Origin of the sequence: Chryseobacterium viscerum (assembly GCF_002899945.2) — a bacterium.
In the GTDB taxonomy this organism is placed as follows: domain Bacteria; phylum Bacteroidota; class Bacteroidia; order Flavobacteriales; family Weeksellaceae; genus Chryseobacterium; species Chryseobacterium viscerum.
The window spans coordinates 105,950-132,189 of the sequence record NZ_PPEG02000011.1 but is presented as its reverse complement, the minus strand read 5'-3'; the positions used below and the strand labels follow the sequence as shown (position 1 = coordinate 132,189).

Annotated in this window: 19 protein-coding genes and 1 pseudogene; 16 read left to right on the top strand and 4 right to left on the bottom strand. The window is 33.6% G+C overall.

Going from position 1 to position 26,240, the window contains the following annotated elements:
• Positions 1 to 23: 23 nt before the first annotated feature.
• On the bottom strand, positions 24 to 200 hold the full coding sequence (locus tag C1634_RS26165) for a hypothetical protein (RefSeq protein ID WP_165835388.1): 177 nt from the start codon (positions 198 to 200) through the stop codon (positions 24 to 26).
• A 151-nt stretch (positions 201 to 351) separates the two neighbouring features.
• Here C1634_RS26165 and C1634_RS23050 point away from each other — a divergent pair, with 151 nt between their 5' ends.
• The 3 genes from C1634_RS23050 to C1634_RS23040 are packed head-to-tail and all read left to right on the top strand — an operon-like array spanning position 352 to position 2,081.
• Positions 352 to 996, top strand: a complete 645-nt coding sequence (locus tag C1634_RS23050) for a sigma-70 family RNA polymerase sigma factor (RefSeq protein WP_103235406.1) — start codon at positions 352 to 354, stop codon at positions 994 to 996.
• On the top strand, positions 989 to 1,294 hold the full coding sequence (locus C1634_RS23045; RefSeq protein WP_103235405.1) for a hypothetical protein: 306 nt from the start codon (positions 989 to 991) through the stop codon (positions 1,292 to 1,294). The genes C1634_RS23050 and C1634_RS23045 overlap by 8 nt, the downstream gene beginning before the upstream one ends.
• Positions 1,284 to 2,081: an ImmA/IrrE family metallo-endopeptidase gene (locus C1634_RS23040; protein ID WP_109739200.1), complete on the top strand. Its 798-nt coding sequence runs from the start codon at positions 1,284 to 1,286 to the stop codon at positions 2,079 to 2,081. Before C1634_RS23045 ends, C1634_RS23040 begins: the two co-directional genes overlap by 11 nt.
• A gap of 317 nt (positions 2,082 to 2,398) precedes the next feature.
• Here C1634_RS23040 and C1634_RS23035 read toward each other — a convergent pair whose 3' ends face one another.
• Both C1634_RS23035 and C1634_RS23030 read right to left on the bottom strand, forming a co-directional pair.
• The gene (locus C1634_RS23035) at positions 2,399 to 3,679 is read right to left on the bottom strand and encodes a DUF3945 domain-containing protein (protein WP_103235605.1); all 1,281 of its coding nucleotides are present in this window, start codon (positions 3,677 to 3,679) and stop codon (positions 2,399 to 2,401) included.
• Between the two features lie 60 nt (positions 3,680 to 3,739).
• Positions 3,740 to 4,183: a JAB domain-containing protein gene (locus tag C1634_RS23030; protein ID WP_103235606.1), complete on the bottom strand. Its 444-nt coding sequence runs from the start codon at positions 4,181 to 4,183 to the stop codon at positions 3,740 to 3,742.
• Between the two features lie 837 nt (positions 4,184 to 5,020).
• Between C1634_RS23030 and C1634_RS23015 the strand changes: the two genes are divergently transcribed.
• The 4 genes from C1634_RS23015 (at position 5,021) to C1634_RS23000 (ending at position 10,512) form a co-directional block, all read left to right on the top strand.
• A complete protein-coding gene (locus C1634_RS23015; protein ID WP_109739198.1) occupies positions 5,021 to 6,784 on the top strand; it encodes a hypothetical protein in 1,764 nt (587 codons plus the stop codon).
• 63 nt (positions 6,785 to 6,847) lie between these two features.
• Positions 6,848 to 8,026 carry a HEPN-associated N-terminal domain-containing protein gene (locus C1634_RS23010; protein ID WP_103234294.1) on the top strand — a complete coding sequence of 393 codons (1,179 nt, stop codon included), beginning with the start codon at positions 6,848 to 6,850 and terminating at the stop codon, positions 8,024 to 8,026.
• A 270-nt stretch (positions 8,027 to 8,296) separates the two neighbouring features.
• Positions 8,297 to 9,172: a hypothetical protein gene (locus C1634_RS23005; protein WP_109739197.1), complete on the top strand. Its 876-nt coding sequence runs from the start codon at positions 8,297 to 8,299 to the stop codon at positions 9,170 to 9,172.
• A gap of 68 nt (positions 9,173 to 9,240) precedes the next feature.
• On the top strand, positions 9,241 to 10,512 hold the full coding sequence (locus C1634_RS23000) for a phospholipase D family protein (protein ID WP_103234291.1): 1,272 nt from the start codon (positions 9,241 to 9,243) through the stop codon (positions 10,510 to 10,512).
• 34 nt (positions 10,513 to 10,546) lie between these two features.
• On the opposite strand, the gene C1634_RS22995 is transcribed toward C1634_RS23000, so the two are convergent.
• Positions 10,547 to 11,362, bottom strand: a complete 816-nt coding sequence (locus C1634_RS22995) for a hypothetical protein (RefSeq protein WP_103234290.1) — start codon at positions 11,360 to 11,362, stop codon at positions 10,547 to 10,549.
• Positions 11,363 to 11,818: 456 nt separating this feature from the next.
• Here C1634_RS22995 and C1634_RS22990 point away from each other — a divergent pair, with 456 nt between their 5' ends.
• From C1634_RS22990 to C1634_RS22945, 9 genes and pseudogenes are all read left to right on the top strand, one after another.
• A complete protein-coding gene (locus C1634_RS22990) occupies positions 11,819 to 13,807 on the top strand; it encodes an AAA family ATPase (protein WP_109739196.1) in 1,989 nt (662 codons plus the stop codon).
• 1 nt (position 13,808) lies between these two features.
• Positions 13,809 to 15,653 (top strand): UvrD-helicase domain-containing protein, encoded by a 1,845-nt coding sequence (locus C1634_RS22985; protein WP_109739195.1) that lies wholly within the window; start codon positions 13,809 to 13,811, stop codon positions 15,651 to 15,653.
• A gap of 83 nt (positions 15,654 to 15,736) precedes the next feature.
• Positions 15,737 to 16,474 carry a peptide arginase family protein gene (locus C1634_RS22980; RefSeq protein WP_109739194.1) on the top strand — a complete coding sequence of 246 codons (738 nt, stop codon included), beginning with the start codon at positions 15,737 to 15,739 and terminating at the stop codon, positions 16,472 to 16,474.
• 31 nt (positions 16,475 to 16,505) lie between these two features.
• Complete coding sequence (locus C1634_RS22975) at positions 16,506 to 17,507, top strand: hypothetical protein (protein WP_109739193.1); 1,002 nt, start codon at positions 16,506 to 16,508, stop codon at positions 17,505 to 17,507.
• A 121-nt stretch (positions 17,508 to 17,628) separates the two neighbouring features.
• Entirely contained in the window at positions 17,629 to 20,178 is a 2,550-nt protein-coding gene (locus C1634_RS22970) for an AAA domain-containing protein (RefSeq protein WP_109739192.1), read from the top strand.
• Positions 20,179 to 20,325: 147 nt separating this feature from the next.
• Positions 20,326 to 21,474 (top strand): hypothetical protein, encoded by a 1,149-nt coding sequence (locus tag C1634_RS22965; RefSeq protein ID WP_109739191.1) that lies wholly within the window; start codon positions 20,326 to 20,328, stop codon positions 21,472 to 21,474.
• 45 nt (positions 21,475 to 21,519) lie between these two features.
• Positions 21,520 to 22,561: pseudogene (locus C1634_RS26605) on the top strand (phosphoribosyltransferase-like protein).
• A gap of 24 nt (positions 22,562 to 22,585) precedes the next feature.
• Positions 22,586 to 23,203 carry an NADAR family protein gene (locus tag C1634_RS22950; protein WP_109739189.1) on the top strand — a complete coding sequence of 206 codons (618 nt, stop codon included), beginning with the start codon at positions 22,586 to 22,588 and terminating at the stop codon, positions 23,201 to 23,203.
• A gap of 45 nt (positions 23,204 to 23,248) precedes the next feature.
• Positions 23,249 to 26,110, top strand: coding sequence for an ATP-binding protein (locus C1634_RS22945; protein ID WP_109739188.1), 2,862 nt, complete (start codon positions 23,249 to 23,251; stop codon positions 26,108 to 26,110).
• Positions 26,111 to 26,240 lie beyond the last annotated feature (130 nt).

Genomic DNA, 26,240 nt, shown 5'->3' with positions numbered 1-26,240 from the left:
TGCTTGTAATTGATTCAAAGGGATTATTTTTCTTTTCTAATTCCTTTGAAAGGGGTGTTGCTAGATGTCTTAACATCCATAAACCTACCCGTATTAGCATCACGTTTTACCCAAGAATCGATTTTGGGATTGTAGGTTTGTGAACGGTCTCTAACCGCCCCGTTTCTGTGACCATCGCCATTTGGTGGATTTGTTGCCATTGTTGAAACAATTTAATTAATTCCTCTAATCTTTATCGGTGTAAAGGATTTACCTCCAGACACAAACTGTATCTAAAGTATAAAGTCAAAAGCGTGACATTGTAATTTATTTTTGTAATTTGTCACGGATTTTTATTTAACACTTAAGTAAATGACAATAGACGAAATTGAAGACACATTATTAGTCATTTCTGAAAAACTGAATGATGAACAACCTGCTATAAATGCTTTTACGAAGCTGTATAAGAGCTATAGTAAATTTTTATGTTCGGTTATTTCGAGGGGATTAAAAAACAGTGGTATTTATGACGAACAAATTTTGAACACGGTTATCAATAATACATTTTATAAAATTTATGATAATCCCCTAATTTTTTCGTTTCCTGAGAATGCAACAGGTGATAGGTTTTTCAAAGCTTGGCTTGCAACTGTTGCTAAGAATGAGTTAAAAAGATTACTGGAGGAATATTATGGTAAATCTATTTATCTTGAAAACGTAAAGGAGGAAACAATCATAGAAAGTGAAGAGATTTCGGACGACATTTTTAAAAGCGTGAATCTGAAAACAATGGATGAAGCATTAAATTTGCTATCTGAAAGGGATAGACATATACTTTTAACATTATATATGTATTATGATGAAGGAAAGAAAACGCCATCTGACGTTTTAAAAACTTTATCTGAAATGTATAATACTACAAATGTTAATATTAGAAAGATCAAGGAAAGAAGTGAGAAGAAAATAAAAGATTATTTCACAAAAAACACTCAGTTAAAACCTTTAAAAAATGACTAGCAAAAAAAGAATAATTGATATATTTCAATCTAAGGGTTTGCTTTTTCCAGAAACAGAAAAAGAAATTGAGCAATTTGAACTACTCAATCCAATAGATGACGAATGTCCTTCTGATTGGGACACACCAGAAGAAATCATTAAAAGAGGTATTCAAAAATTGAATAATATCAATTTAGAACATACTGAAGATTTAGATTCTGAAGCTGAAAAACTAAAAATGGTTGCAAGAAAAGGAAGTGTTCTTCCTCAACATATTATTGATCGTATGAAAGGAAATCATAAAAAAGATGATAAATAATACTCCGTTAAATGACATTAAAGAACTTGCCGAATATATAGCGTTACAATATACTGAAGTAATAACTCCGATTAATATAATTGCCGAAAATGAAAGACTAATATTAATCTATGATAAATATGAAAAAGGAACATTTGATGGAATGACCGTATATTCAAACAAAAAATTTTATATTCATTTAAATACTGATTGTGGAAATTTTAAAGACAAAGCTAGAGGGCGATTTACATTAGCTCACGAACTTGGTCATTATTTTATTGATGCACACCGAGTAGGATTAATAAAGGGGATATTAGTGCCCCATCCATCAATTACTAACAAGAAACAGTTTGATTCCATTGAAAGAGAAGCTGATTACTTTGCATCTTGTATTCTTATGCCGGAATCTAGATTTAAAAATGATATTTTAAGAAAAAAATTTAGTTTTAATGTGATTAAAGATTTAGCCGATAAATATATCGTTAGTCTAACAGCTTGCGCAATTAGGTTTGCACAGATTGGCAATCATCCTATTATGATTATTTATGCTGAAGATGAGATTATTAAATGGAAAATTGTAAGTGATGATTTTCCTTTTAAATGGTTATTAAATGATAGAAAAGTACCTGAAAATACCGTTATGGGTGAGTATTTTTCAAAATCCAATGTACGAGATATTTATAAAACAGAAAAAGTGTGGGCGATGGATTGGTTTAACGATATAAAAGATTATGATATAAACAGGTCTTTTTATGAACATTGTATTCCACATAAAAATAAAGCTTTAAGTATAGTTTGGGAAGATTAGAATTTGTAAAAAACTAGGATATAGAAATAGTAATATATGTACTACAATTTCAATAAATTTCCGCAACCTTTTTTCAAAAACATAGAAAAGCCCTACCCGGCAATGTTTTAGAAATGGGGTTGCTCCAAACTCTTCAAAAATGCGTTTCCGACCACAAGGAGGAATTGCATTTTTGCCGCCCAACTTTCCCCAGCCTTACTGTTTTTAAAACCCAAACAAAGCAACCTGCAAAGTCAATCGACCTTGCAGGTTAAAAAAAAACATATTCATAGTTGTTTACTTGCTTCCTCTTGATTCTCGAAACATCGTAACACTTCCTATTTCTTCTTCTGATTCTTAAATGAAAACACAATCTCCCCTATTGACTTATCAAATCGAATATAACCCTGATAGGTCTTGCCTTTTCTGCTCTCCAACCCCTTGATATAAGCAATCTCTCCTGCCTTCAACTTATCCATCTGCCATTGACGAAGCTTAATCCCTCTGAAATGTGAAGGAACTTCCCTTTCAGAATGATTCACTTCGCTAAAACCAGAACTTCTCAACTTATTCTCAAACAAAAACTCCACCCATTGTCTATCCGCATTGAACTGCACCGTTGCAGAAAAGAGTGTTCCTTTCTTCGACAACATATTTTCAATAAACAAAGGTTTCCCATCACGAAGCACCTGCTTCTGTTCCAAATCCAATCTCACCCCGCAAAGAAGATCGGGAATCCTTACAAATTCCATTCTCAAAGAGATCAGCTCATTGGTCAGCCTGTCCAAACTTATCAATGACGGAATTATCTCTCCTGTAACCGCATCAATAAGATCCACCACTCTGCCCATATTCCCAGAATTTAAAAGATTGACCCTATCCTCTTTTGTAAACTTGTGACCATTGAACTTCTTTCTAAAATCCACTTTCTTAAGAACAAGATGCACCTTAACAATCAATTCTCCATCATCATCGATCCGCAACTGTAGGCGTGCATCAATCTGACTTACCGCTTCCCCATCATTAACAAGTATCGGAATCAACATCGGTGTCTTATACCCTTTCAACAGAGCATCCAACGAACCTGTTTCTTCCAACTTTTCCCTATCAAGACCTAATTCAACCATCCTGTCCCACGGAACATCATCGATCTGATAGCGGTATTGAGAACTTCTATTACTATTAACTGACCCGTTATTAAAACCCTTCTTCAAAACAGAAGGCTTCTTTTCATTGGTTTTCTTATTTCTGATCGCATTGACCACTTCAATAGAAACTTCGACCGCTTTCAGATCCTGTCTTTCAAAATCTGATAAACAATTAATATATTCCTGTAAATTGACAGCTGTATCGTGCGCCTCAAATTCCCTCACTTTAAAAAATGAATATTCAGAGGGATCTTTGAGCTGATGGTAAAAATCTGAATAGAAGTCCGTAAAAGAATCCTCCGCCGAATCGATCCTCATGACGGAATGAATATTGGTATGGTTCGGCTGAACGTCTATAAGATTTCCGTTGTGTTCAATACCCTGTACAATTCCGATAGAATTGTTACTGTAACGAAGTACCAATAAAGTACTCACCTCTGAAATTGCTGTATGATTTCCTATTTTGTTCATGATCTTGATTTTAGATATTATTTGATCCTATTATTTTTTGATTGCTTATTATTTTACTATTCAGATCATCCCATCATCCGCAAATGAGAAATGAGAATCCGAAGTCAGGATCACATGATCCAGCAAATTCATACTTAAAATCTTTGCAGCCTCTTTGATCTGTGCCGTCATCTTAATATCACAACCAGAAGGTTTCAAATTTCCCGAAGGATGGTTATGAGAAACAATGATCCCCGAAGCATTGCAAAGAAGTGCCGCCTGCATAACTATGCGCACATCTACCAATGTCGAAGAAATGCCGCATTCTGATATTTTCTTAATTCCCAAAACTTTATTAGCCTGATTCAGATACAATGCAAAGAAAGATTCCCTGTAGTCCATTTGTTCCGCATCAAAATGTTCCCTGAAAACATCCACTGCATCTACCGATGACGATATAGACCTTTCACAATTCCCCTTTCTTGAATAGCTCAATTTAATTTCGTCCACAATGTTGAATTTCATAATTTCCTGCTCCGAGTACGGCGGAGACCTGTTTTTCCCGCACTTACATTTAAAAAACCTGTAGATTCTGTAAATTGCAGATTGAAGGAAACTTTGACTTTTTCTATCTTTTACCTGATTGTTTCATTTGATGAAATGCTTATGATGACATCTTCTAAAATGATTTTCACTATCATCATATGAGATGATTTATACCAAAAGAATAATAAGGATCAAAATTTCAATGAACTGCATTTGCATCTTGTGAGGTTTCTGACTTTTTCTATGCGGATCACCATTCAGGCAGGCACAAGGAAAACTGTAATCAATTCCTTGAAAACAATAAGAAAGAACATTGATAAAGCTTGAAATATTTTTGCGGAGGGTTTGTAATCTCTGATTACGGATACCCAAAAAGATTTTTTTCCGCAGAGACAACGGAATATATTTGCTATAGAAAATCGGATGACCTCATGAACAATGTTGTATCTGGAAATTTGATTATAAAATATTCAGATAATAAATTTTACAAAAGATTTCCCAGTCATTAGACATGAAAATTCATTGCCATTTGTTTTTGATGAATGCTACGAGACCACATTTTTCTTTTGGAAAAGAAGAAACAACATTATATCATTCAAGAATTACATTACGGATCATAAAGGGAACAAGAACATGCAGCTTCTTGAAGATTGCATGGTTTGTAAACTTAACACAAAAGACTTGGAAGCCTATTTTCTAAAAAATTGTAAAGGTTTGGATCTTATTCAAAGTTTTTTAATCAAATATAAAAAGTAAAATAAGAGGAAAATGATTAGATTTAAGGTTATTTATAAAACGCTTTTATTGAAAGTTATAATGAGAAAAATTGGATTAAAGGATACAAATCTAAAGCTGATAGGTAGATTTTATGATCTACGTATTCTAGCTTCGTTCGTAATAGTATATATGGTGGTGTACTTCTTCCCCTTCAAATTTGTTCCGGATTATTTTCATATCGCAGAAATCGAAAACTTCAGAACTTTTATCTGGAGTTTATTTTCGGTAACACTGGGATTTTCAGGCCTTATACTCACCCTGCTTCTTTTAAGTTTTAACCTGCATCTTAAAAGCACCAAGCGTCACACTCTTGAGTTTATTTTCGAGAACGTTTATTTAAAGGTGCTTTTTTCAAGCTTTCTGGCAATTGTGCTTCTTCAGCTTATCTCATTTTGTGCTGTTCATCAAAACAATCGCAATGAAGTTGTTGCAGTGATGTACCTGCTCTTTTTACTTACCGCCTCTTATATTATCATTCAGCTCCCACTGGCTATTATAGGGCTTAAGTATTCCACATCCATCCAAAAGCTTGATAAAGTAGCCAAGCAAATAGATCAAAAAGATGTAACTGCATTACTAAACAGGAGGGGCATTACCGATGATATACCAATCGAGAAACTTGAAAGTAATAAGCTCATTGTATTGAAAGACATTGGTGTTAATGCGATTAAAGACAATGACTGGATATTACCCCAAAAAATCCTGGGCAATATCTTCGGATTGATCAGTTCCAGCCTCGAAGAGGAATGTCCGATAGTGGATCTGGAAGATAGCATATTAGTCAATTTGTGGATGTACAGGCACTTTCAACGCACTGCACTTAAAAATTCAGACGACATTACCATGAATGTGATTATGGGTCGTATCTTTTTAATATATAAATTTCTGATTTCCAAAAAAGTCTATAATATTTATTTGTTCGGTCAGCTTGACAATTTTGTAAAGGATGCAATGATCAGCATTATTCAATCCAGGGATTTTAGTGAGATAAGAACATATTTCACACGGGAATATACAGAAATGATGGCCGATAGTATCCGTTCTTTGAATTTTGACGATGATGCTTTGCCAACGAGCACATATATTTTTCAAAATGTAGACAAGGAGGTAAATTATCCGTCCTCTTCAGATTACTACCAGTTCTGGCATTACCTTTTAAACACACAATTTGATACACTGAAAGAAGTGCTGGAATTTGCAATGGTGCAAAAGGATAACAGAACATTTGCAAATTATCATTGGCAGATTAGGAGCCTACTTAATAAAGTCGCATCGGCTAATGAATTAACAGAATCTCAGAAGAGGGAATACATTAATGACATCCTGTATAGAATCAGAAGACTAGAATCCACGGCATTGGAACTCAAATTAATTGATGAAATTGAAGTGATAAGCCATTTAGAAATTGAAAAATGGGCCATTAATGGATGGTATGAACTGTTTCGCTCGGGAATGTATGCCCAGGCATCGACTATACGGTATCTTATTAAATCAGGATTACCCTACAATCATTCTCTTGGTGAATTCTTTCAGCTTGGTCGTAGGATTACCGCGGATACAGGCACTATCAAAACTGCTATCAGATCCGAAATTTTAGAATATATTATTGAAACAGGACTGAAAATTTATAACAATGCTGGAGAATCAAAACGATTGAAGTATGACATCCAGTACCAGTTGAATTGGTTATTCAAAAATTTTCTTTTGGTCGATGAAAAATCTCTGGAAATTGTTGAAAAATATAAAGAAAAGATAGAAGATGCAACTGCCGGATTTGATTATTATCAGGTACCTGAATCTTAGTTAAATGAGAAAAGCTACGGTAAATTTTGCAAATATTGCAGCCATAATTAAACAGAACAATATATGAGCGGTGTAATGGAACAAGCTGAGCGCTTCTGGGCTTTAGGCCTAAATTCGGTACCGGATAAACAAGTATGCAACAAGCACATCAATGAATATGCAATCAGAAATTTCATCCGGCGGACGGCTGAAGACGGGACATGTGATTATTGCGGAAGAGAAACGAAAGTTATAGAACTCGAAGACGTGATGATATTCATTATGGAAACTGTATATAACTTTTATTCTGACCCAGCGGAATTCATGTCCTACAATGGGAGGGAAGGAGGATATCTGGGAAAACTTTATGATGCGAATGAAATTTTGCAGGAACACTTCAACCTCGATATCCCAGAGCTGACACTCTTTAATGATGTCTTTGGTTCTATTGACCTTGGAAAAGAATGGGGAGATGAATTTGATTACCGTGATAGCCCGGCAGATACTTTAAAATTTAGCTGGGATTACTTTAAGGATGTTGTACAACATCGGTCACGATATTATTTCGGTATGGCAAAAGACTTGAACTCTATCGACTATAAGCTTATGCCTGAGGAAATTCTTTCTGAAATAGGAAAGAATATTAAAAAATACCACCTTATAAGAACACTACCGGTTAATACTTTATTTTATCGCTGTAGACAGCATAAAAGAGCAGATCTGTCCGTCAATTCTGCTGAAGGAATGACATCGCCACCTGAGCTATTTGCTATTCAGCCAAACAGGATGAGCCCGGCGGGAATTTCTATGTTTTACGGTGCATTCGAGGAAGAAACTGCAATTGCAGAAACTGTGCAATTTGAAAACAAGCAAAACAAGTTCTACACAACTGTTATTTTTAATACGAAGCGGGAACTAACCGTTATAGATCTTTCAGCATTGCCGAAAGTTCCAAGTCCCTTTGACATCAGGAAACGTAAACATTATTATCCTCTTATCTTTCTTAACAATTTTGTTAGGGACCTTGCAAAACCTCTACAAGACAAAAATCTGGTGCATATTGATTATGTTCCAACCCAAGTTATTACCGAATATTTTCGCTTTCCTTTTTCTGATAGATTGCCTGAAGGACAGAGGATAGACGGTATTATCTATCCCTCTTCAAGGAACGGGAAGAATGCCTGCGTTCTTTTCTTTGATAATGAAGAAAGTTTGGAAGTGCTTGATTTTGATTTATCATCCATTACTAAGAAAAAGATCTAAACTTGATATAATGTAATACTGAAATTTCGTTGTGCCTTTTTCCTGTTGAAAAGTGTTAAAAAGTCAAATCCGTCTGATATTTCGGTGCATTAATGGTATTAAACTTGAAAAGCTTAAAAGCTAACCAGTTAGTTATTTTCATTCAAAAACCCCTTGCGTGACAATTGGGATGTATCGGGAATATTTTAAGTAGATTCCGTAGAATTTATTTGGTATTTTTGTTATAATAATGCAGTAAGTTGATATGCATTATTATAAAAAACTATAACTATGAAATATTTTACCTTCGATCCATTTGGTAATGAATCTTTAACTGTAACATTCAGGTGTGATAAGTGTGGCACCGAAGTTATAAGTGATGAAATCGTTATTCCATCGCCAAACTACGCTGCTGAATCTGCAACTGATAGCCAAACTCAAGAAGAGGGCTACGCCATTTGTGACAATTGTCACAAGCAATTTGATGTTGATATTTTTTCCACCTACGCTGGTGGCGATGGGAGTATTAGTGAACTAAATGAAGATCATGTTGTTGAAGTTACCGAATATGCACAGCCTTATTACGAAGAACAGTACGAAGCAATCTCTAGTAATACCCTTTTCTTGCAAACGTTCAAGAATGAAATTGTCGGTCTGCAAGAACTTAATGAACTTAAAATTGATAATCTTTCTGCCCATAGAACTTTAAAAAGGCAAATATTTGTTGGAGTCATTGCATCTATGGAAACATACCTATCAGATGCTTTTATTAACACCACTCTGAAGTCAAAAGAATGTACGAAAAAATTCGTCAGCACATTTCGTGAATTTAAAGATAGATCCTTCTCACTGAATGAGCTTTACGACTATCACGAAAAAATTGAGACTATATGCAAGCAGGCTATGCTTGATGTAATTTATCATAATCTACCAAAGATTAAAGGTATGTATAAAGACACGTTAGGGATTGATATTGGAAATATTGGAACCCCATATAAAGCGGTCCTCATCCGGCATGACCTAGTTCATAGAAATGGAAAAACAAAAGATGGTAATGAAGTTATCATCGATAAAATAATTATTGACAATTTAATTAACGACATCAGAACCTTCATTGAACAAGTTGATGAAAAAATTGACGCTTTAAATGACGGTTTACCTTTTTAATATGTAACATCTTATTAATATTTCTTGTTTTCAAAAAGGTAAAATCTCTCCATATACCAAAACTAATAATGATTCAACATAAACTAAAACTTTCAACAGATTTTGAAAATATACTGAGAGATTGTGAGGAAGTTTGGATAGCAGCTGCAATGATTTCAGATACTGGGTTTGAGTTCATTCAACAGCATATTAATCCATCTGCAAAACAAAATTATTTAGTGGGAATTGGATTACCTACCTCACCTAAGGTGCTACAATCGCTAAAAGATTTAGATGAGAATGGTTATTTTGAAAGCAGAATTTATCATAAGCCAGATCGGTTATTTCATCCGAAAGTATATTTGTTTAAAAGTAATGGGAAAATTACTGCCTATGTTGGATCAGGTAATTGCACCTACGGAGGCTTTGATAAAAATGTAGAGGTTAGTATTAAGACGGACGACAATAATGTTTGCGAAAATCTAGTACAGTGGTTTAAAACCTCGTTTAAGTTCTCCATATTAATAACTGATGATTTTCTAGAAAATTACAGAATGATTTACAAGAATCGCATCGTAAGAATGAAAGACGAAAAAAAAGAATTACAGATTTTATTCCCTGAAAACTATGGTTCTAATCTTGATCAAATGGACTTCATTAATCAATATTTTAAAAGAGAGCATTATGCAGCTTTTGAAGGCACAAAGCCTTGGAATACTTCTATTGCAGTAAATAAAGAAAGAGAAAAAGTAAGAAGCTTACTCTATAAACTTAACGATAAGTTAATTCCAATTTTCAGAAGCAAAAATTGGGATTTAAGTCAGCATTATCATTTTGATGATATTGTTTCAAATGCTGTTCATGGTCTTAGGACATCTCCAGAGCTAAGAGCACTCTGGCTTCATTATGGTCGTGATAAAAAAGAAATTAAGAACTATGGTGATGATCAAACACCATTAGACTATATACGCTTGCAGGTCATCGTACATAAAGATAGTGTCGGTATTTGGAACAGGGTTGGAAAAAACAACGGTAGCAAGATTGACCGAAAAAATCTTAAAGACAACCTACTTAAAGATCCAGACTACCGTAAAAAATTGTTTGAAATTTTTATGACATTAGATGATGATTATTACATATCATTAAATGATGAAGTATTATATATATCCGACATCTTTGATGAAGCACAGCTTACAGCCTTTCTTTTGCAAGATGACTATAAACACTACTTTACTATAGGAATAGATTTTTCACCAGATGACACTAGGTTATCCAAAGAAAACATAATTTCTACAATCATTCAAAATTTTGAATTATTGTTGCCAACCTATGAAATGATTAAACACGAAATGCCAGTTTAGTACTGCTAAAAATTAGTTAAGCAGCAGTATTTCATTAAGGTATTCTATTCAATATTAATCTATACTTATCCCTATTTTTTAAAAAGTGATTTTTAATCTTAAGAATGGTAAGTTGCGAGGTCTTTGGATTAGAGCAACAAGCTGCTAACTTCTGATGGTAAACATCTGATGTGCAAATGACCATACGGTCATAGTCGTAAAATTCTAATCCATATGAAGATATTCCGATAAAATCAGGAAGCTGCAGAGTTATCAGTCTCTTGATCTGATTTTCGCTTGACCACCAGGCAAACTGATCCATTCGTACATCAATGAGATAATCATCAAAAGATTTCCCTTCTTCCTTTCCTACCCCGCTATTTGCCTTCAGGGTTGAAAATTTAATATCTACCTTCTCTTCTTCCGGTAATGGTTCTGTAATTGAAACGTGAATTAAGCCAACCAGCGGAAAACCATCTTCTGCTAAACCCAATACCTGCGTGACGCCTAATGAATTTGCATTTCTACCAGGATTCTTTCTCGTAGGACGAACAATCTTGATCTCGTAAACTGAAGTTCTTTCAAAATAGATTTTTGTTTTAGTGAAAGGAATTATAATCACATCAATATCCCCCGGCTTCCTATTTTTTTCCAATTTAAGCTCATCCCTAAGAATTGTTTTCGTTACATAGAAACCTTCATAATCAAAATAAGCCTTCTGATCAGGATAAAAAATCCCACTTAAAAAAGACCTTAAATTAGATTTCTCACGATTATTATTCCAGTTTAAAAGGAGATCAATGACCTCATTTTCAGTTAAAGCATTATAGATTCTTTTAACGTTAAATAATGGATTGTCATTGTTTTTCATGTTTTGAGTGTTTGAAGCATTATTTCTATTTAAATTTAATTAATTTCTTGAAATATTCTTTTGCATTAATTACAGATATGGCAGTTAGGTGGTTACTTTTATTTGTAAATTAGTAGTAATTCAGAAATCATTTTAAACGAAGCTATGGCATTAATTGATACTTACAGAAATTCAAAGATTAGCAAGCAAAACGAGCGTGCTAAACTCATCTCCGATAAATCTTATGCCTTGTTTTCTTATTCTTAGTCAGATTTGATGTAAACCAAATTTATTAGTTGAAAAGTAATTAACTTTTATGTTTACGGAAAACCGTAAAATGCATCGAAACTTTACATGTATATTTGAAAACATGCACTAATCAAATGTATTTTACACATTTTGATGCAATTACACTTAACATATCAATTTATTTGAATAGATATGTTTATTTTAGTGATACAAAAAACTAACAATTACATGAAAATAAGCGCTTTTAAAATTAAGGGATTTCGATCGTTTGGCTCCTCAAACGTGATCATTCCTATTAACGAACATTTAATTGGTTTTGTAGGTCTTAATAGTTCAGGCAAAACAACTACACTTGAAGCATTGAGAAAACTATTTGGTCAATCTTTAGCTGATCGAGAACTCACAAGAAAAGATTTTCATGTAGGCAAAGACGAAAAGGTTGACGAAATAACTGAAAGAGAACTTTCTATCGAAGCAAGAATAGATTTTTCCGATGATGAAAAAGATTCTATCGCTCATTTCTTCAGTAATATGGTTGTGGACGATGAAGGTGAAAATCCTTACATAAGGATCCGATTAGAGGCAAGTTGGACAAAATCTGATCTTATACCTGATGGGGAAATTGAAACCAAGACCTATTTCATAAAAGTTCCGGAGGGTGAAAAGGAATCAGATGAGAATAAACCCATCTATCCAAGTCATTTTAAAAGTCTGATACAAATTATGTATGTTCCCGCAATCAGAAGACCGGCGGAACAACTAAAGTTTGCTTCAGGTAGCATTTTATTTAGAGTCTTAAAAAAGATCAAATGGGATGATGCCTTCAAGGCGAAATTTGATGAGAAAATAGAGGAAATAAATACTGAATTTAAAGGGTTACCGGAATTCAATACCGTTCAAACTTCAATCACAGGATTTTGGCAACAGTTTCACAAAGACAATCGCTATAAGGATGCTACCCTTTCATTTGGCGGAAGTGATTTCGATTCAATCCTAAAAAAATTAGAAATATCTTTTAGTCCAACGGGTGTTCACCAGCCTTATAAAATTGATGAACTAGGCGAAGGATATAGATCTCTATTCTATTTAACTCTTGTATGTGCTTTGTTAGATATTGAGGAAAAACTGGCTGATGAAGAGGATAAAGAAAATATTGGAATTAACCGTCCGCTTTTGACAATTTTAGCTATTGAAGAACCGGAGAATCACATTGCACCCCAACTATTAGGAAGAGTGATAAAAATTCTTAAAACAATTGCAGGACAGGAAAACTCTCAGGTGTTTCTCTCTTCACATACTCCTGCAATCGTCAAAAGATTAAATCCTGAAAGCATCCTGCATTTCAGGATCACTGAAAAATATGAAACCGAGGTAAATGAAATATTGCTTCCTGAAAAAACGGATGAGGCCTACAAATATGTTAAAGAAGCAGTACACAATTATCCTGAATTATACTTTGCTAAACTTGTAGTTATTGGAGAAGGTGACAGTGAAGAAGTGATCTTCAATAGACTAATGGAAGTAATGGATGTTGATTTTGATGATAACATAATAACTTTTGCTCCATTAGGTCATCGCTTTGTAAATCATATCTGGAAATTGCTCGAGACTCTACATATACCATATATAACCCTACTCGATCTTGATCTGGAAAGAGAAGGTGGTGGCTGGGGAAGGATTAAATATGCGCTAAAGCAATTGATTAAGATTGGAATAGATAAGAAAAAACTATTAGGATCCATTTCTGACAAAGACTTAAATGCAATGCACACCTGGGATTTTTATGATTCACAAAATGCTAAATTTTTATTTGAATGGATAAAATTTTTGAAAAAATACAATATTTTTTATTCTACTCCTCTTGATTTGGACTTTTTAATGCTGACACATTATCCTGAATTTTACAAAAAAGCAATTCCTAAAAATGGTGGTCCACAAATTCCTGATCCAGAGAAAGAGGCAGAAAAATTCGAAGAGAAAGTTGAAACGGCTATTCACGGAACACTTAAATCCAGCAAAGCAACTGCAGTAACATACACCGAAGATGAGAAGAAATTGATGATTTGGTATAATTATCATTTCTTAGGCAGAGGAAAGCCTACAACTCATATTCAGGTTTTGTCATCGATGACCAATGAAGATATAAAAGATAATCTACCTGAAGTTTTCATTGAAATATTTGAAAGGATTTCTACTCTTATAAAAGCTGAAGAATAAAATGAAACCAATCAAAAACGATGAGTGGATACCTACCGATGGTCTGGAGCTTGAAGAAAATGCCTTTGATGTAGCTATTACTACTGAAAATAATTTGGTTGTTGCAGGTCCCGGAGCAGGAAAAACAGAGTTGCTAGCTCAAAAAGCATGTTTTTTATTGCAGACAAATACCTGCAAATTTCCACATAAAATATTGGCTATTAGTTTTAAGAGAGATGCTGCTTATAATTTGAAGGAAAGAGTAACACTACGATGTGGTGAAGAATTGGCAAAAAGGTTTGATTCCCTGACTTTTGATTCGTTTGCTAAACAATTGTTCGACAGATTTAATCAGGCTGTTCCAACTTACTATAAGATTAACTCGGAATATGCTGTTATATTGGATGATCGTACAATTTTAGACTATTACAAAGCAGAGGACATTACATATTTTAACAGTGTACCAACAGCCGAGATACTCAGTCTTCATCACAACACATTCCCGCATACAAAGTTAAATCATGGTGAAGATGTACGAAACAGGGTTTGGAAAACAATGATCCGGCAATCAAAATTATCATTCAAAATGATCATGCGATTAGCTGAATATATAATCAAAATAAATCCAAAAATTAGAGAGTATTTACAAACAACCTACCATTTTGTTTTTTTGGATGAATTTCAAGATACTACAGAAATTCAATATGATTTCTTTAAAAGTTGTTTTTTAGATAGTACCACTAAATTTACTGCTGTCGGCGATGATAAACAAAGGATTATGATGTGGGCTGGCGCGCAGGAATCTATATTTGAAGATTTCATTGCAGATACTACTGCGGAACGCATTCCACTTACAATGAACTTTCGATGTGCGCCAAGATTAGTAATGTTGCTGAACCATTTAACCGAAAAACTATTGCAGAAAAGTGATCTTGCAACACCTTCTAAAAAATGGCATCCTGAACAAGGTGAGTGTTCCGTCTGGGTTTTTGAAAATCCCAATTTAGAAAAACAGATACTTTTTACTGAGGTACAAAAATGGATCGATGAAGAAAAGATTAATCCTCGGAACATTTGCATTTTAGTAAAGCAACAATTAGATCAATATGCTGGCGAATTAATTAAGTATTTTAATGAAAATGGTGTAAAAGCGAGAGATGAGAATAAATTACAGGATCTTTTAATACAAGAAGTATCAGTTTACGTCATTAATGTTTTATATGTTATTTTCAAAAAAAGATCCATCGAGGAAAAGGCAAAAGCCTTTAGTTTCTTAAGTCAACTGCATACAGAATTGGAAGATCATCAATTATTAAGGTTGGAAATCTCATTTTCGAATTTTGTAAAGCAAATGAATAACAATTACAATGTAGACGAAACTAATGAAGTGGTAATCAAAAAGCTTTTTGAAGAGGTAGTAAATTTTGCGGGTAAAGATCGCATCAGGGCATCATTTTCCTCGTTAAGAAATAGTGATTTTTTAGATGATGTTTTACAAAATCTGGAAAATGAGTTTATAAAAAATTGTCAGGAATCAAATGATATTGTTTTGGCTTTAGACATGCTGGTCGGCAAAGATACCATTCCTGTTATGACCATACATAAAAGCAAAGGTTTGGAATATCACACCGTAATATTCATCGGATTAGAAGATGGGGCATTTTGGTCATTCGAACGCCAACCTGACGAAGATAAATGTGCATTCTTTGTTGCATTGTCACGAGCCAAAGAACGAGTTGTATTTACATTTAGCAAGCAGAGGACGGGACGTTTCGGCTTACAGAGACAAAGTACAAGCAAAATAAAAATTATTTTGGAAGAATTAATACGTTCAGGAATAGTGGTTATAGCAGAAAGAAATGATTAGTTCCAGATAGTTATGATACAAACTTTTCCAGTGTATGTCAATTCAAACTATAACTTCGAAAAATTAATAAAAATAAAGTTTTAATGTGGATAAAAGAAATGCCAAAAGCATTAGGAGAATCAGAATCGATCAATGTGAATTTCCTTTACAAAAAAAATAAAATATATGTGTCAGACAATCATCTGGCTGCTGCCTGGTGCTGGTTGCAAGAGATTGATGTTCTTCAAAAATATACTTTTGTTCATATTGACAGACATTATGATTTGATCGATCAACCAGAAGAAACTGAAGCGAATATTGTAGACAGAAACATAGATTTTCAAAGACTGAACTTTGAAGAATATTGTGGTTTAAAGCAGGAAATGGAAGGTCATCCTGATCTGGTAGTCAAACTATTTAGGTGGGATAATTATATCCACCATATCGATAACTTGTATCCGACATTATTTGACAAAAAATACTTTATCACAAAAAAAGCAGGTTCGAAAACTGAGTTCGTGGAGATTGAATATGATATAGAGCATTTTCTGAGAGAATTTAAACATTGGATTGAGTATCCTAAAAATGGATGTATCGTCAATCTCGATCTCGATTATTTCTTTGCCAGCGTAGGCGGACCTCAAATCCAGCTGTATTCTGATGAGGCAATTAAAAAAGTTGCAGAGGAGATCAAAAAGAGAATGACTGAGATTGATGTTTTAACAATAGCACTTAGTCCCGAATGTTGTGGCGGGTGGGAAAATTCTTTTAAAATTTTAAAGATTTTCAATGAGATTTTGGAGTTGGAACTTGATGAAATCATTGACAATAATTCTCTTTAATTGTAGACTTCTTTTTTTTAATACTTAATCAATGAATGAAACAGAGATCACTATAACAATCAATAGAAAATCAGATTTAGATCTTATCAAACAAAAAATAATCGATAGCAATATTCAATTTCCAGTTTATATTTTAGAATTTGAAAATCATTATCGTATCGCGTTTACAAGTGATTATGGAGAGTGGGAATTGGAAACCGCTATTTTGAGTTGTTTTCCTCAATATGAATTTATTGGTCATCCAGGAACGGGAAGAAAAGAAATTAGACTTGAATTATCAAGGTATGAATCCGAATTTGCAACTGATGGTTGGGGAGGAAGAAATGAAAATCCTGTTAACGAAACTAAATATCTTGTAAAAAAAACCATCAAGAATGATAACCCTGTTAGGTTCAGTCAGAAAATAACCGTTTTATTTGATGACCAAGAGTTCTTTTATCAAACTAACATCATTGATGGCATCAACAAGCGTACGGAAGAGAGAGGATTCGTACTCCTCAATAACTTTAGAGAACCTGTGGAGAAGGAAAACTCCGAAATATTGCAAGATAGAATGTATAAGTCACCGATGGAGGCTTTCGATTTTGGATTTTACAAGATACAGGACATAGCACAGGAAGATTTCAAAATTTTTAAAACCAACAAAAAGAAGAAAATTACAGAAATACAAAGAGTTCCAAGAAAAATAGTCAGAGATTTTATTAATGCATGCAATTCAGGAGATACCGAAGACCTGACAAAAAATCTTCATCCAGATTTGGACTTTGAACAAAAGAATGGATGGAAGACCATCTTTGAATGCTCTGGGATTTCAGACTTCGTAGAATATAGTCAATCAGAAGAACAGAAGCTTTGTAAACAAAATCTTAAAATAAGATCAAAATGGGATATTAAACTACCTTATTTAACGATAGGTGTCAAGAATAATCGTTTTACCGATAATGATGAAGATCACTTCAAAAACCTTTGGTACAGGAATGTTGATTTTACAGTAGTGGAAGGTAAGATTACAAAAATTGTTTTAAAAGAATAAATTTTATATACATCTACAACAATCTCAGTTAATTTCGACCAAAAACATATTTTCTATAGCTTTAATGTGTTAAGATTTATTTTAAAATTAGTTTAATATATTTATGGTAAACTAAAGACCAATGTATAATAGTGTCCAAAACCTTAAATCCCAAGCCGTCTACATCGATGGCAAAGACAGAACTGATGAGATAGAATCCTATTCTTTGGAAGGGAATAAGTGTGTGGTGATTTACAAGAGTAATGATAAGTCTTATACCTATCATCAAAGCAAGATCAGGATTGTGAAGTCTGCTGTTCAAAGTGAGAAAGCAGGAAGTATTTTCAGTTACTTGAAAGAAATTGCTCAAACGATCGGGCTTAAAACAGAAGAGGGAAATAATATACTCGCCGACAGCTACTCCAAAATATCTTTTATTCCTGAAAGCTCAATTCTGTCGAGTTATCTTAATGGAACTCAGCCTCAGAAAGATTTGGCAACCTCTCCTTTTGAAATCTTTCCTTTTGGTTTTAATCTTAGCCAAAAAGATGGAGTTAATGAAGCTTTTTCAAATCCTTTAAGTGTCATTGAAGGACCTCCGGGAACCGGAAAAACACAGACCATTCTCAACATCATTGCGAATGCGGTGATGAATAATCAAACGGTAGCAATAGTTTCAAGCAACAATTCTGCAACTAAGAATGTTTTTGAAAAGCTGGAGAAGAATGGCATTTCTTTCATAGCAGCACTTTTAGGAAACTCACAAAATAAAAAAGAATTCATTGAATCCCAGACTGATATCCCAGACTTATCAAGTTGGAGATTATCTGATGATATGACTCTTTCACTCAATGAAGCCAATAAACTACTATTCGTACAGCTTTCAGAAAAACTTGAACTTAAAAATGAATTGGCTTCTCTGAAACTGGAAATTGAAAATATAGAAAAAGAATACCACCATTTCACCAGCTCCAATCCTATATTTGCAGATGTCCGTTTTAAAAAGAATGTCAGTTCTGATCAACTGCTCTCGCTTTGGATCACTATTGAAAACTATGAGCAGTCAGGCAAAAAATTGAACTGGTGGCGTAAACTGACCTTTCCTTTTCTTTATGGGGTAAGAGATAAAAATTTTTATGAATTTTCTTATCCGGAATTAATCAGATTGGTGCAGTCAAAATATTACACCACAAAAATCTCAGAACTTAAGCTAAGAAAACGTGAGTTAGAAGCCGTGCTAAAAGATTTTTCTTTTAATGAGAAAATGAAGGAATATACGGATATTTCGATGCAGTTGTTTAAAAGCAAACTATGTGAAAGGTATAATGATAATCAACGTTCCGAATATATTGCAAGAGATATTCGTTTCAGATCAGCTGAATTTATCCTAGACTATCCCATCATCATGAGTACAACTTATTCGCTGAGAAGAAGTCTCGCTGAAAACGTAGTCTATGATTTTGTGATCATTGATGAGTCTTCGCAAGTAGATCTGGCAACGGGAGTCTTAGCTCTGTCGTGCGCCAAAAGAGCGGTGATTGTTGGAGATTTAAAGCAGCTTCCCAATGTGGTCGATGCTCAAACGGCACATAAGACAGATTCCATTTTTCAGACATATAATCTTCCTGAAGCATACCGTTATTCAAATCACAGTTTGCTATCATCGGTAACAGAACTGTTTCCCGATATTCCCAAGACGCTTTTAAAAGAACATTACCGCTGTCATCCTCAGATTATTGATTTCTGTAACCGGAAATTTTACAATAATCAGTTGATTATCTTATCTGAAGCAAAGACGGACAGAAATCCTTTGGTTGTTTATAAGACCGTAGCTGGTAATCACGCACGAGACAGAATGAATCAGCGACAGATTGATGTTATTTTGCACGAAATTATTCCTCAGCAAAGTCTTCAGGCAGTAGATTTGGGAATCGTAACTCCTTATCGTAATCAGACATCGGCTTTGCAAAATACGTTTGTAGGAACCGATATTAAAGCGGACACAGTAGATAAATTTCAGGGAAGGGAAAATGATGTAATCATTCTTTCTACGGTGGATAATGAAATATCAGATTTCACCGATCATCCCAACCGTTTGAATGTTGCTGTCTCAAGAGCAAAAGATCAGCTGATTCTGGTCGTTAACGGGAATGAAAGCGAAAAAGACAATAATATATCTGACCTGATAAAGTACATAGATTATCATAACTTCGACATTGTCAACAGTGAGCTCAACTCTATTTTCGATTATTTGTACAAAGGATATGAAGAGAAACGAAGAGCTCTGCTATCAGCCCAAGAGAAGAAATCTGTTTTCGATAGTGAGAATTTAATGTATGGATTGATTAAGGAAGTTTTGTCTCTGGGTGAATTTAACAAATACGATGTGGTGCTTCATTTTCCTTTAAGAAATCTTCTTTTGGATTTTAAGAAGCTTTCAGAGGAAGAACAGCGTTATGCCACACATCACGCCGCGCATCTTGATTTTGTAATCTACAACAAACTTGGAAAAAATCCTGTATTAGCGATAGAAGTAGACGGTTATGAGTATCATAGAGAAGAAAGCCGACAAGGTGAAAGGGATTCTATGAAAACTGTTATTTTAGAAAAATATAATATTCCTTTAATGAGATTTTCAACGACCGGAAGCGGAGAGAAGGAAAAACTGATTGCCAGATTAAATCAATTATAAGACGGAAACAAATAAATTAATTCTTTTTTTTACAATATTTGATAAAATTTCAACTGTTTTTATTTATAATTTATTGAATTAAGTTATCTAAATATCTGCAAATTATCTTCACAAAACCAAACATTATCAGTTATTAAATAAAATACAATGAAAACAAATGAAAGAATTAATGAACTAAAGGAATTAAAAAAGATAGCCAATAACTATCTTGAAAAGTACAAGGATTTAAGATTCGACAAAAATAAAAGATGGATAGGAAAAAAAAGTGAAATATCCATCGAACAGCTTAAAGAGATTATCCAAAAAATAAATCATGATCGACATCCTGATCAAGTTGAATTATATTGTAATCTAAAGTCAAAATTTGAAGATGGCAACATTAGTACACAGGAATTGTCTGAATTTTTCAATGTAACATTGATGCAAATCCAAACTGGATCTATAATATTTGATATTGCGAGATTATCCCCCGAATCAAATTTATTACTTGACATTGCATGGTTGACGGATGGGTATGTGAAAGATTACATTGATATCTATCTTAAAAGAAAAGACATTTCCATTCTTGAAAAGTTTCTTCCCTCTAAAATTACCGAGATAACTGATAGGATATTGCCTGTTCTGAAGTGTGACAAGGAATTTCGAGAAATCATTTCGGTTATTGAGGTTGCTGTAGAGTCATCAAATAATAATAGTTTCATCACAAGTAATATTCTTTTTATTACAGCATGTGAAAGCCTGGTTAGACTTTTGTCAAGAAGAATTTACCAAAATCAAAACCCAAGTTTAAATGATGATGAAATAAATGAATATATCTACAACAAATTTACTTCATTAGAAAGTTTAATAACAAAAGGCAAATGGCTTAGTGACTTCCCTATTAAGTTTTCAGAAGCATTAGTACATTATAAAGACGTCAACGATAATTCCCTTAATCAACTTCGTAAAAAACATAAGACGCATGTATCTGCACAAAAAAGAATTGAAAAAAGATTGTCAAAATTTAATAAAGACACAATCACCGAATCTGAGATTTCTGATTTGGTCGAAAATTTAAAAAATGATTCTAGTGAATTGATGACAGATGAAGATAAAGAAATCAAGATTAATTTATCTGTGATGTTGAATTTTCTTGTTAGAAAATATAAGGATGACAGAAATCAAATAATTCATGGAAATTTCAAGGACTATAATTTGAAGTGGAAGAATTACATAAATGTAGCGGCAATTGTAAAAATATTTGATGTATTTACAGAGTATGAGAAATTCTACAATTCTAAAAAAAATAATGCATAAATACTGTTTTATTCTTATTTTTGAAAATATGACTAAAAACCACTAATGAAAACTCTAATTGAAAGTATTTATGAAATTATAAAAGATTATCGCACTCATGATGGAATACAGATAACTCCAGATAAAATTTTAAAATGGAGCGAACAGTTTGGTGACGATGGTGGACTTGTTTTAAATGAGCTCAATAATATTTTACCATTTGTCTACATTTCAAGAGATACTGCAAAGGAATATATCTTTAGTCATATTGAAGTGTATTTAAAATTGTTTGGATATGATAATGTTTCTCAGTTCTTAATGGATACGGAATTTTTAAATGTTCAACCATCCTACAAAAGTCAACCCGCCATTTTAAAACTATTAGGGGAAGTTTTAGAGGAAAAATATTCTCTTTCGTACGAAGATTATATCACTTTTCCTAAGAGACATTTTATATATAGATGACATTTTAGCATCCGGAAGTACTATCGGCAGAGATGTCATCAACTTCTTAAATAAAGAAGATGACCAACAGAAAAAAAACCACGAAAAATTGGCTGCTAATGAAATCACACTAAGTGTAAGTGTTTTTTGCTTACACTCATGGGGGCGGGCTTTTCAAGAATACAGAATCACCAAGACATTTAGCGATAAAGTCAGCAGAAAAATCAATTGGTATTTGAATTATGAAATTGAGAATCATGCAAAATACTCTGATCAAAAGTTTAACGTAGCAAAGCCTGTTAAAGGAAACAATACCAAAATCAACAGCTACTTAGAGAATCTTAGTGCAGACAAGCACGAGGATTATGCCTATAGAAGAATAAATACTCCTGTCAACGAGACATTTTTCACCAACTCCGAAAACCGGATTAGATATGAAAATATAATTACTGAAAAAGGGATTGATATTATTGAAATGATTGCGGGTGAAGTCAAGCCTAATCTCAGACCGTTAGGTCTTATAAATCCGGCATATAAGATATTTGGGTTAGGAACTCACTTTTTTACATGGCGAAATATTCCAAATAATTGTCCGTTAGTATATTGGTGGCAAGTTCCAGGTCACGATTGGATACCTTTATTTCCTGTGGCTAATAGAGGATAATGAAAAAATGTTTAAATTAGCACTATGAATCCGAGCATTAGAGAATATAATACAAGAGAAATTATAACTTTTGCTAAAACTGAAAATAAATTTGGAGGCCTTTCTAATATGGCTCCCGGCTATTCTCTGTTCATTAACGAAGTTAATATCCAAAGTTCAGAAATTCTTTATCAAGCATGCAGATTTCCATTATTTCCAATGATTCAGAAGGAAATTATTGAAACAAAAAATCCAATGGATGCAAAATCCGTAAGTAGGAAATACCAGCAGTTTAGCAGACAGGATTGGGATAGCGTAAAGTTTAAGGTGATGAAATGGTGTCTAGAAGTTAAATTGATTCAAAACTTTGATACTTTTTCGGAATTACTACTAAGTACGGGTGAAAAAACAATAGTTGAATTTTCTAAAAAAGATACTATATGGGGAGCTTCACCTTTAAACCCTTCTATATTGAAAGGAAAAAATGCATTGGGAAGACTTTTGATGGAATTAAGAGAAAAAGTCAAATCAAATATGATTACTAAAGAAACAGTAATCCTTGAGCCACAAATCAAAGCATTTCTACTGTATGATAATCCAATAAAAGAAATCCACAACGATAATTATTTTATTGATGATCTTGATGATATCTACGCATATTAAGGATTTGTGTTAGTGTGATTTATACCTCTGTAGTTTCTAAAAGCATTGCCATACCCTATCATAAAAGCCGACCTACTAAAATTCATCAAGATAAATCGCGATGCAATTGCAACAAATCGAGGATTTTACTATCAGTATTTACATGTTGTTTTGAAATGGCTGCATCACTATCTTAATAGTATTGAAGACGACATTAAAACCGAAGTTGAGGACGATATCACAGAGATAGGTGACCAACTAGTTTTTACGCAGATCAAATGCTATTCCTCAGTTTTCAGTTTTAAGTCACCCGAGATAAAGAAGTCAATATTTAATTTCTTCAGCTTATATCTCGAGCATTCGAACAGTGCAACACCAGTACTTTTTCAATTTATTACAAATACCAAAATTTCAGAAAGTGAGCAATTGCTACAAAGATGGGTTACAGAGCAAGAAAATATTGAAGAAGAAACCCTTCAGCAATGCGGAACGCTCGTGTCTGAGATTTTATTTTCACAGATCAATTCCAAGACTCAGAAATCTTTAGCAAAAAAAACAATTTCGGATGATCAGAAAAAAGCCTTAGAAAACAACTTATCTTTATTTCAGAGCTTACTCGATGATCAGAATTTGATCTGTGATTTTGTGACTAAAATAAAATGGGATTTCAAAGAAGTACCTACCGAAGAAGCAATTGATCAAATAATTGTTGATATCAATAATTATTTAGATCATCCTATTTTTGAAAAAAGACCTAAAAAAATACTCTTCGATGTTCTTCTAAGTGAGATCTATCGTATATCTCAGTTACCCGATCCTAACAAAAGAAAAGTTAACAAACGCATTTTAGATGGCCTACTGAAATCGAATGATGATGAAATGGTGCATTACATTGATTTACGTTTTGCCCAATTGTTTCATTCACGAGTTGACAATTTGGAAAAAGATGTCTCTGTAATAAAGGAAAAGGTCGATGGTCTAATAGATATCCAAAAACTACATGGAGAAAAACTTGAAGAGATAAGTGGCAAGAAGCTGATTCCACAATTGATAACCACTATCCCTTTCATTAATTCGTCAATGATCATTGGACGGGAAACCTTGATTGCTGATCTTCAGGACCTTCTCAATGATAACAAACATGTCAGTGTGAATGGCAATGGGGGAATGGGGAAATCTTCCCTTTTAAAACTCTATGTCTCAAAATATGTTCAGGATTATGATCACATCATTTGGATCAATGTTGAAACAGGCCTGGTAAGTACTTTGAATTTTCACGAGCAATTAGCCGTAAATCTCGATTTACCTGCTTTAAATCCCGATGAATTCTCAGCCAGGTTTGGTCTAATAATAAACAAACTGAATCAGATTTCAGGTAATAATTTGCTAATTGTTGATAGCTACGATAGTACCGAAGCCGAAATGGCAGATTTACAGTGTTTAGCGAATTGGAAAATGATCATTGGTACGAGATTACGACTGGAGAACGTAAAAACTTTAACCATAAAAAAATTAAGTTTTGAGGAATCTAAGGCGATTTACCGCAATTTCGAAGATGGTGCTGATAGTACTGACGAGCAATTTAAATCTCTATTTAAATATGTAGAATATAATACTTTGGTCATTGGCTTAGTCGCCAAAACAATTAAATATAGTTTTGATCTTACTTTGGATATTATGCTGGATCATTTTGAACAGCTAAGCCTGGATGATGACAACCTCAATATAGACATTCCCAATGATGGTGGACAATCACTCAATATTTTAAAGATTTTAAATCAGACATTTAACCTGAGCAAAATTGAACCTGCCGAAGCGTATTATTTGACCTTTTTCGCAATGCTGCCTTTGGAGGATGTACAGTTTAATGATCTTGTTGATTGGTTTGGAGAAGAACACAAGTCTGAAAGCAGAACAAATCTAACGAATGCGATTAATAGATTGCATGCTAAAGGCTTAATTGAACGAGAGGGCACGCAAATTACAATGCATAAGGTCTTGAGGGATTCTATCATCTATCAGGAGCGCACAAAGGAGCTGCCATTTTTAAACCAACTTAACAATGTCTGGTGTCTTTTAAAGGTGTTAAAAAAAGGTGCTGATCAGGATCTTAGCTTTGCTTTAAGATTTTTAAAGTTTGGAGAAGCAATACTTAATGTGATCGATGAACCATATCGCAGAACCATTTATCAACCTTTGTTACAATTGGAGAACGAAGTTTTGAATATTTATAACTGGCTGGGGAAAGATCATATAACCGATAAGTGGACGAGCTTATTTGAAAGAGCAGAAAATCATCTGGAGCCCACTGACCCACTTCTTGGATTAATAGCCAATAATTACGGGATCGCTCTTGCAGCTGACGGTCATATGGATCAGGCTTTTGAACATTTTGAGCAGTCGGTGTCAATCTTAAGTCTTCATGAAGAGCACCTGCCAAAATTGTTCATATCCATTTGTAATCTCTGCAATTTGTTTATTCAGCAACGAAAGATGGATCGGTTCACAGAATGTTTTGAGAATCTTGAGCATTTAAGACAGAAATATAATATTTATGATGATTTTTCAATGTCCATTCAATGTCAAGTTTTGGCATTAGCCAATTATGAGGTATTAAATTTTCCTGAAGCCATTAAACTTTTCAAACTTGCGATTACTCTGCATAATGAACTACCGGAAGAAAATAGAAATGACGCTTTTTTAATGCACTATTACACCAAACTTGGAGAAGCATTTTGTTTTAACGGGGAATTGGAAAATGCACATGTCGCTGCCCTCATCGCACTTAATATTTTTTTTGATCTGAATGTTAGAATATTGGGTTATCCACATCCAATCTTTAATTTAATGTACACCGTAGCACATACACAAGACGACCAAGAGCTCATGGAAAAAATAAAAAAAATGAAAGAAAAGTATAACGACTGAGATAAGATATTTTTTAAATATTGAAAATCAGATACTACTGAATTATTTAGCTATCTCAGCACATTAAATCTTAATCAAGTATTTTCTATCAATAATTTATAGTTTTTAACCTCAGATTTCCAAAAATATC

Bases quoted from the DNA above. Each gene is read 5' to 3' on its own strand.
- C1634_RS26165 (WP_165835388.1), bottom strand. From the start codon at position 200: ATGGCAACAAATCCACCAAATGGCGATGGTCACAGAAACGGGGCGGTT.
- C1634_RS23050 (WP_103235406.1), top strand. From the start codon at position 352: ATGACAATAGACGAAATTGAAGACACATTATTAGTCATTTCTGAAAAA.
- C1634_RS23045 (WP_103235405.1), top strand. From the start codon at position 989: ATGACTAGCAAAAAAAGAATAATTGATATATTTCAATCTAAGGGTTTG.
- C1634_RS23040 (WP_109739200.1), top strand. From the start codon at position 1,284: ATGATAAATAATACTCCGTTAAATGACATTAAAGAACTTGCCGAATAT.
- C1634_RS23035 (WP_103235605.1), bottom strand. From the start codon at position 3,679: ATGAACAAAATAGGAAATCATACAGCAATTTCAGAGGTGAGTACTTTA.
- C1634_RS23030 (WP_103235606.1), bottom strand. From the start codon at position 4,183: ATGAAATTCAACATTGTGGACGAAATTAAATTGAGCTATTCAAGAAAG.
- C1634_RS23015 (WP_109739198.1), top strand. From the start codon at position 5,021: ATGAGAAAAATTGGATTAAAGGATACAAATCTAAAGCTGATAGGTAGA.
- C1634_RS23010 (WP_103234294.1), top strand. From the start codon at position 6,848: ATGAGCGGTGTAATGGAACAAGCTGAGCGCTTCTGGGCTTTAGGCCTA.
- C1634_RS23005 (WP_109739197.1), top strand. From the start codon at position 8,297: ATGAAATATTTTACCTTCGATCCATTTGGTAATGAATCTTTAACTGTA.
- C1634_RS23000 (WP_103234291.1), top strand. From the start codon at position 9,241: ATGATTCAACATAAACTAAAACTTTCAACAGATTTTGAAAATATACTG.
- C1634_RS22995 (WP_103234290.1), bottom strand. From the start codon at position 11,362: ATGAAAAACAATGACAATCCATTATTTAACGTTAAAAGAATCTATAAT.
- C1634_RS22990 (WP_109739196.1), top strand. From the start codon at position 11,819: ATGAAAATAAGCGCTTTTAAAATTAAGGGATTTCGATCGTTTGGCTCC.
- C1634_RS22985 (WP_109739195.1), top strand. From the start codon at position 13,809: ATGAAACCAATCAAAAACGATGAGTGGATACCTACCGATGGTCTGGAG.
- C1634_RS22980 (WP_109739194.1), top strand. From the start codon at position 15,737: ATGTGGATAAAAGAAATGCCAAAAGCATTAGGAGAATCAGAATCGATC.
- C1634_RS22975 (WP_109739193.1), top strand. From the start codon at position 16,506: ATGAATGAAACAGAGATCACTATAACAATCAATAGAAAATCAGATTTA.
- C1634_RS22970 (WP_109739192.1), top strand. From the start codon at position 17,629: ATGTATAATAGTGTCCAAAACCTTAAATCCCAAGCCGTCTACATCGAT.
- C1634_RS22965 (WP_109739191.1), top strand. From the start codon at position 20,326: ATGAAAACAAATGAAAGAATTAATGAACTAAAGGAATTAAAAAAGATA.
- C1634_RS22950 (WP_109739189.1), top strand. From the start codon at position 22,586: ATGAATCCGAGCATTAGAGAATATAATACAAGAGAAATTATAACTTTT.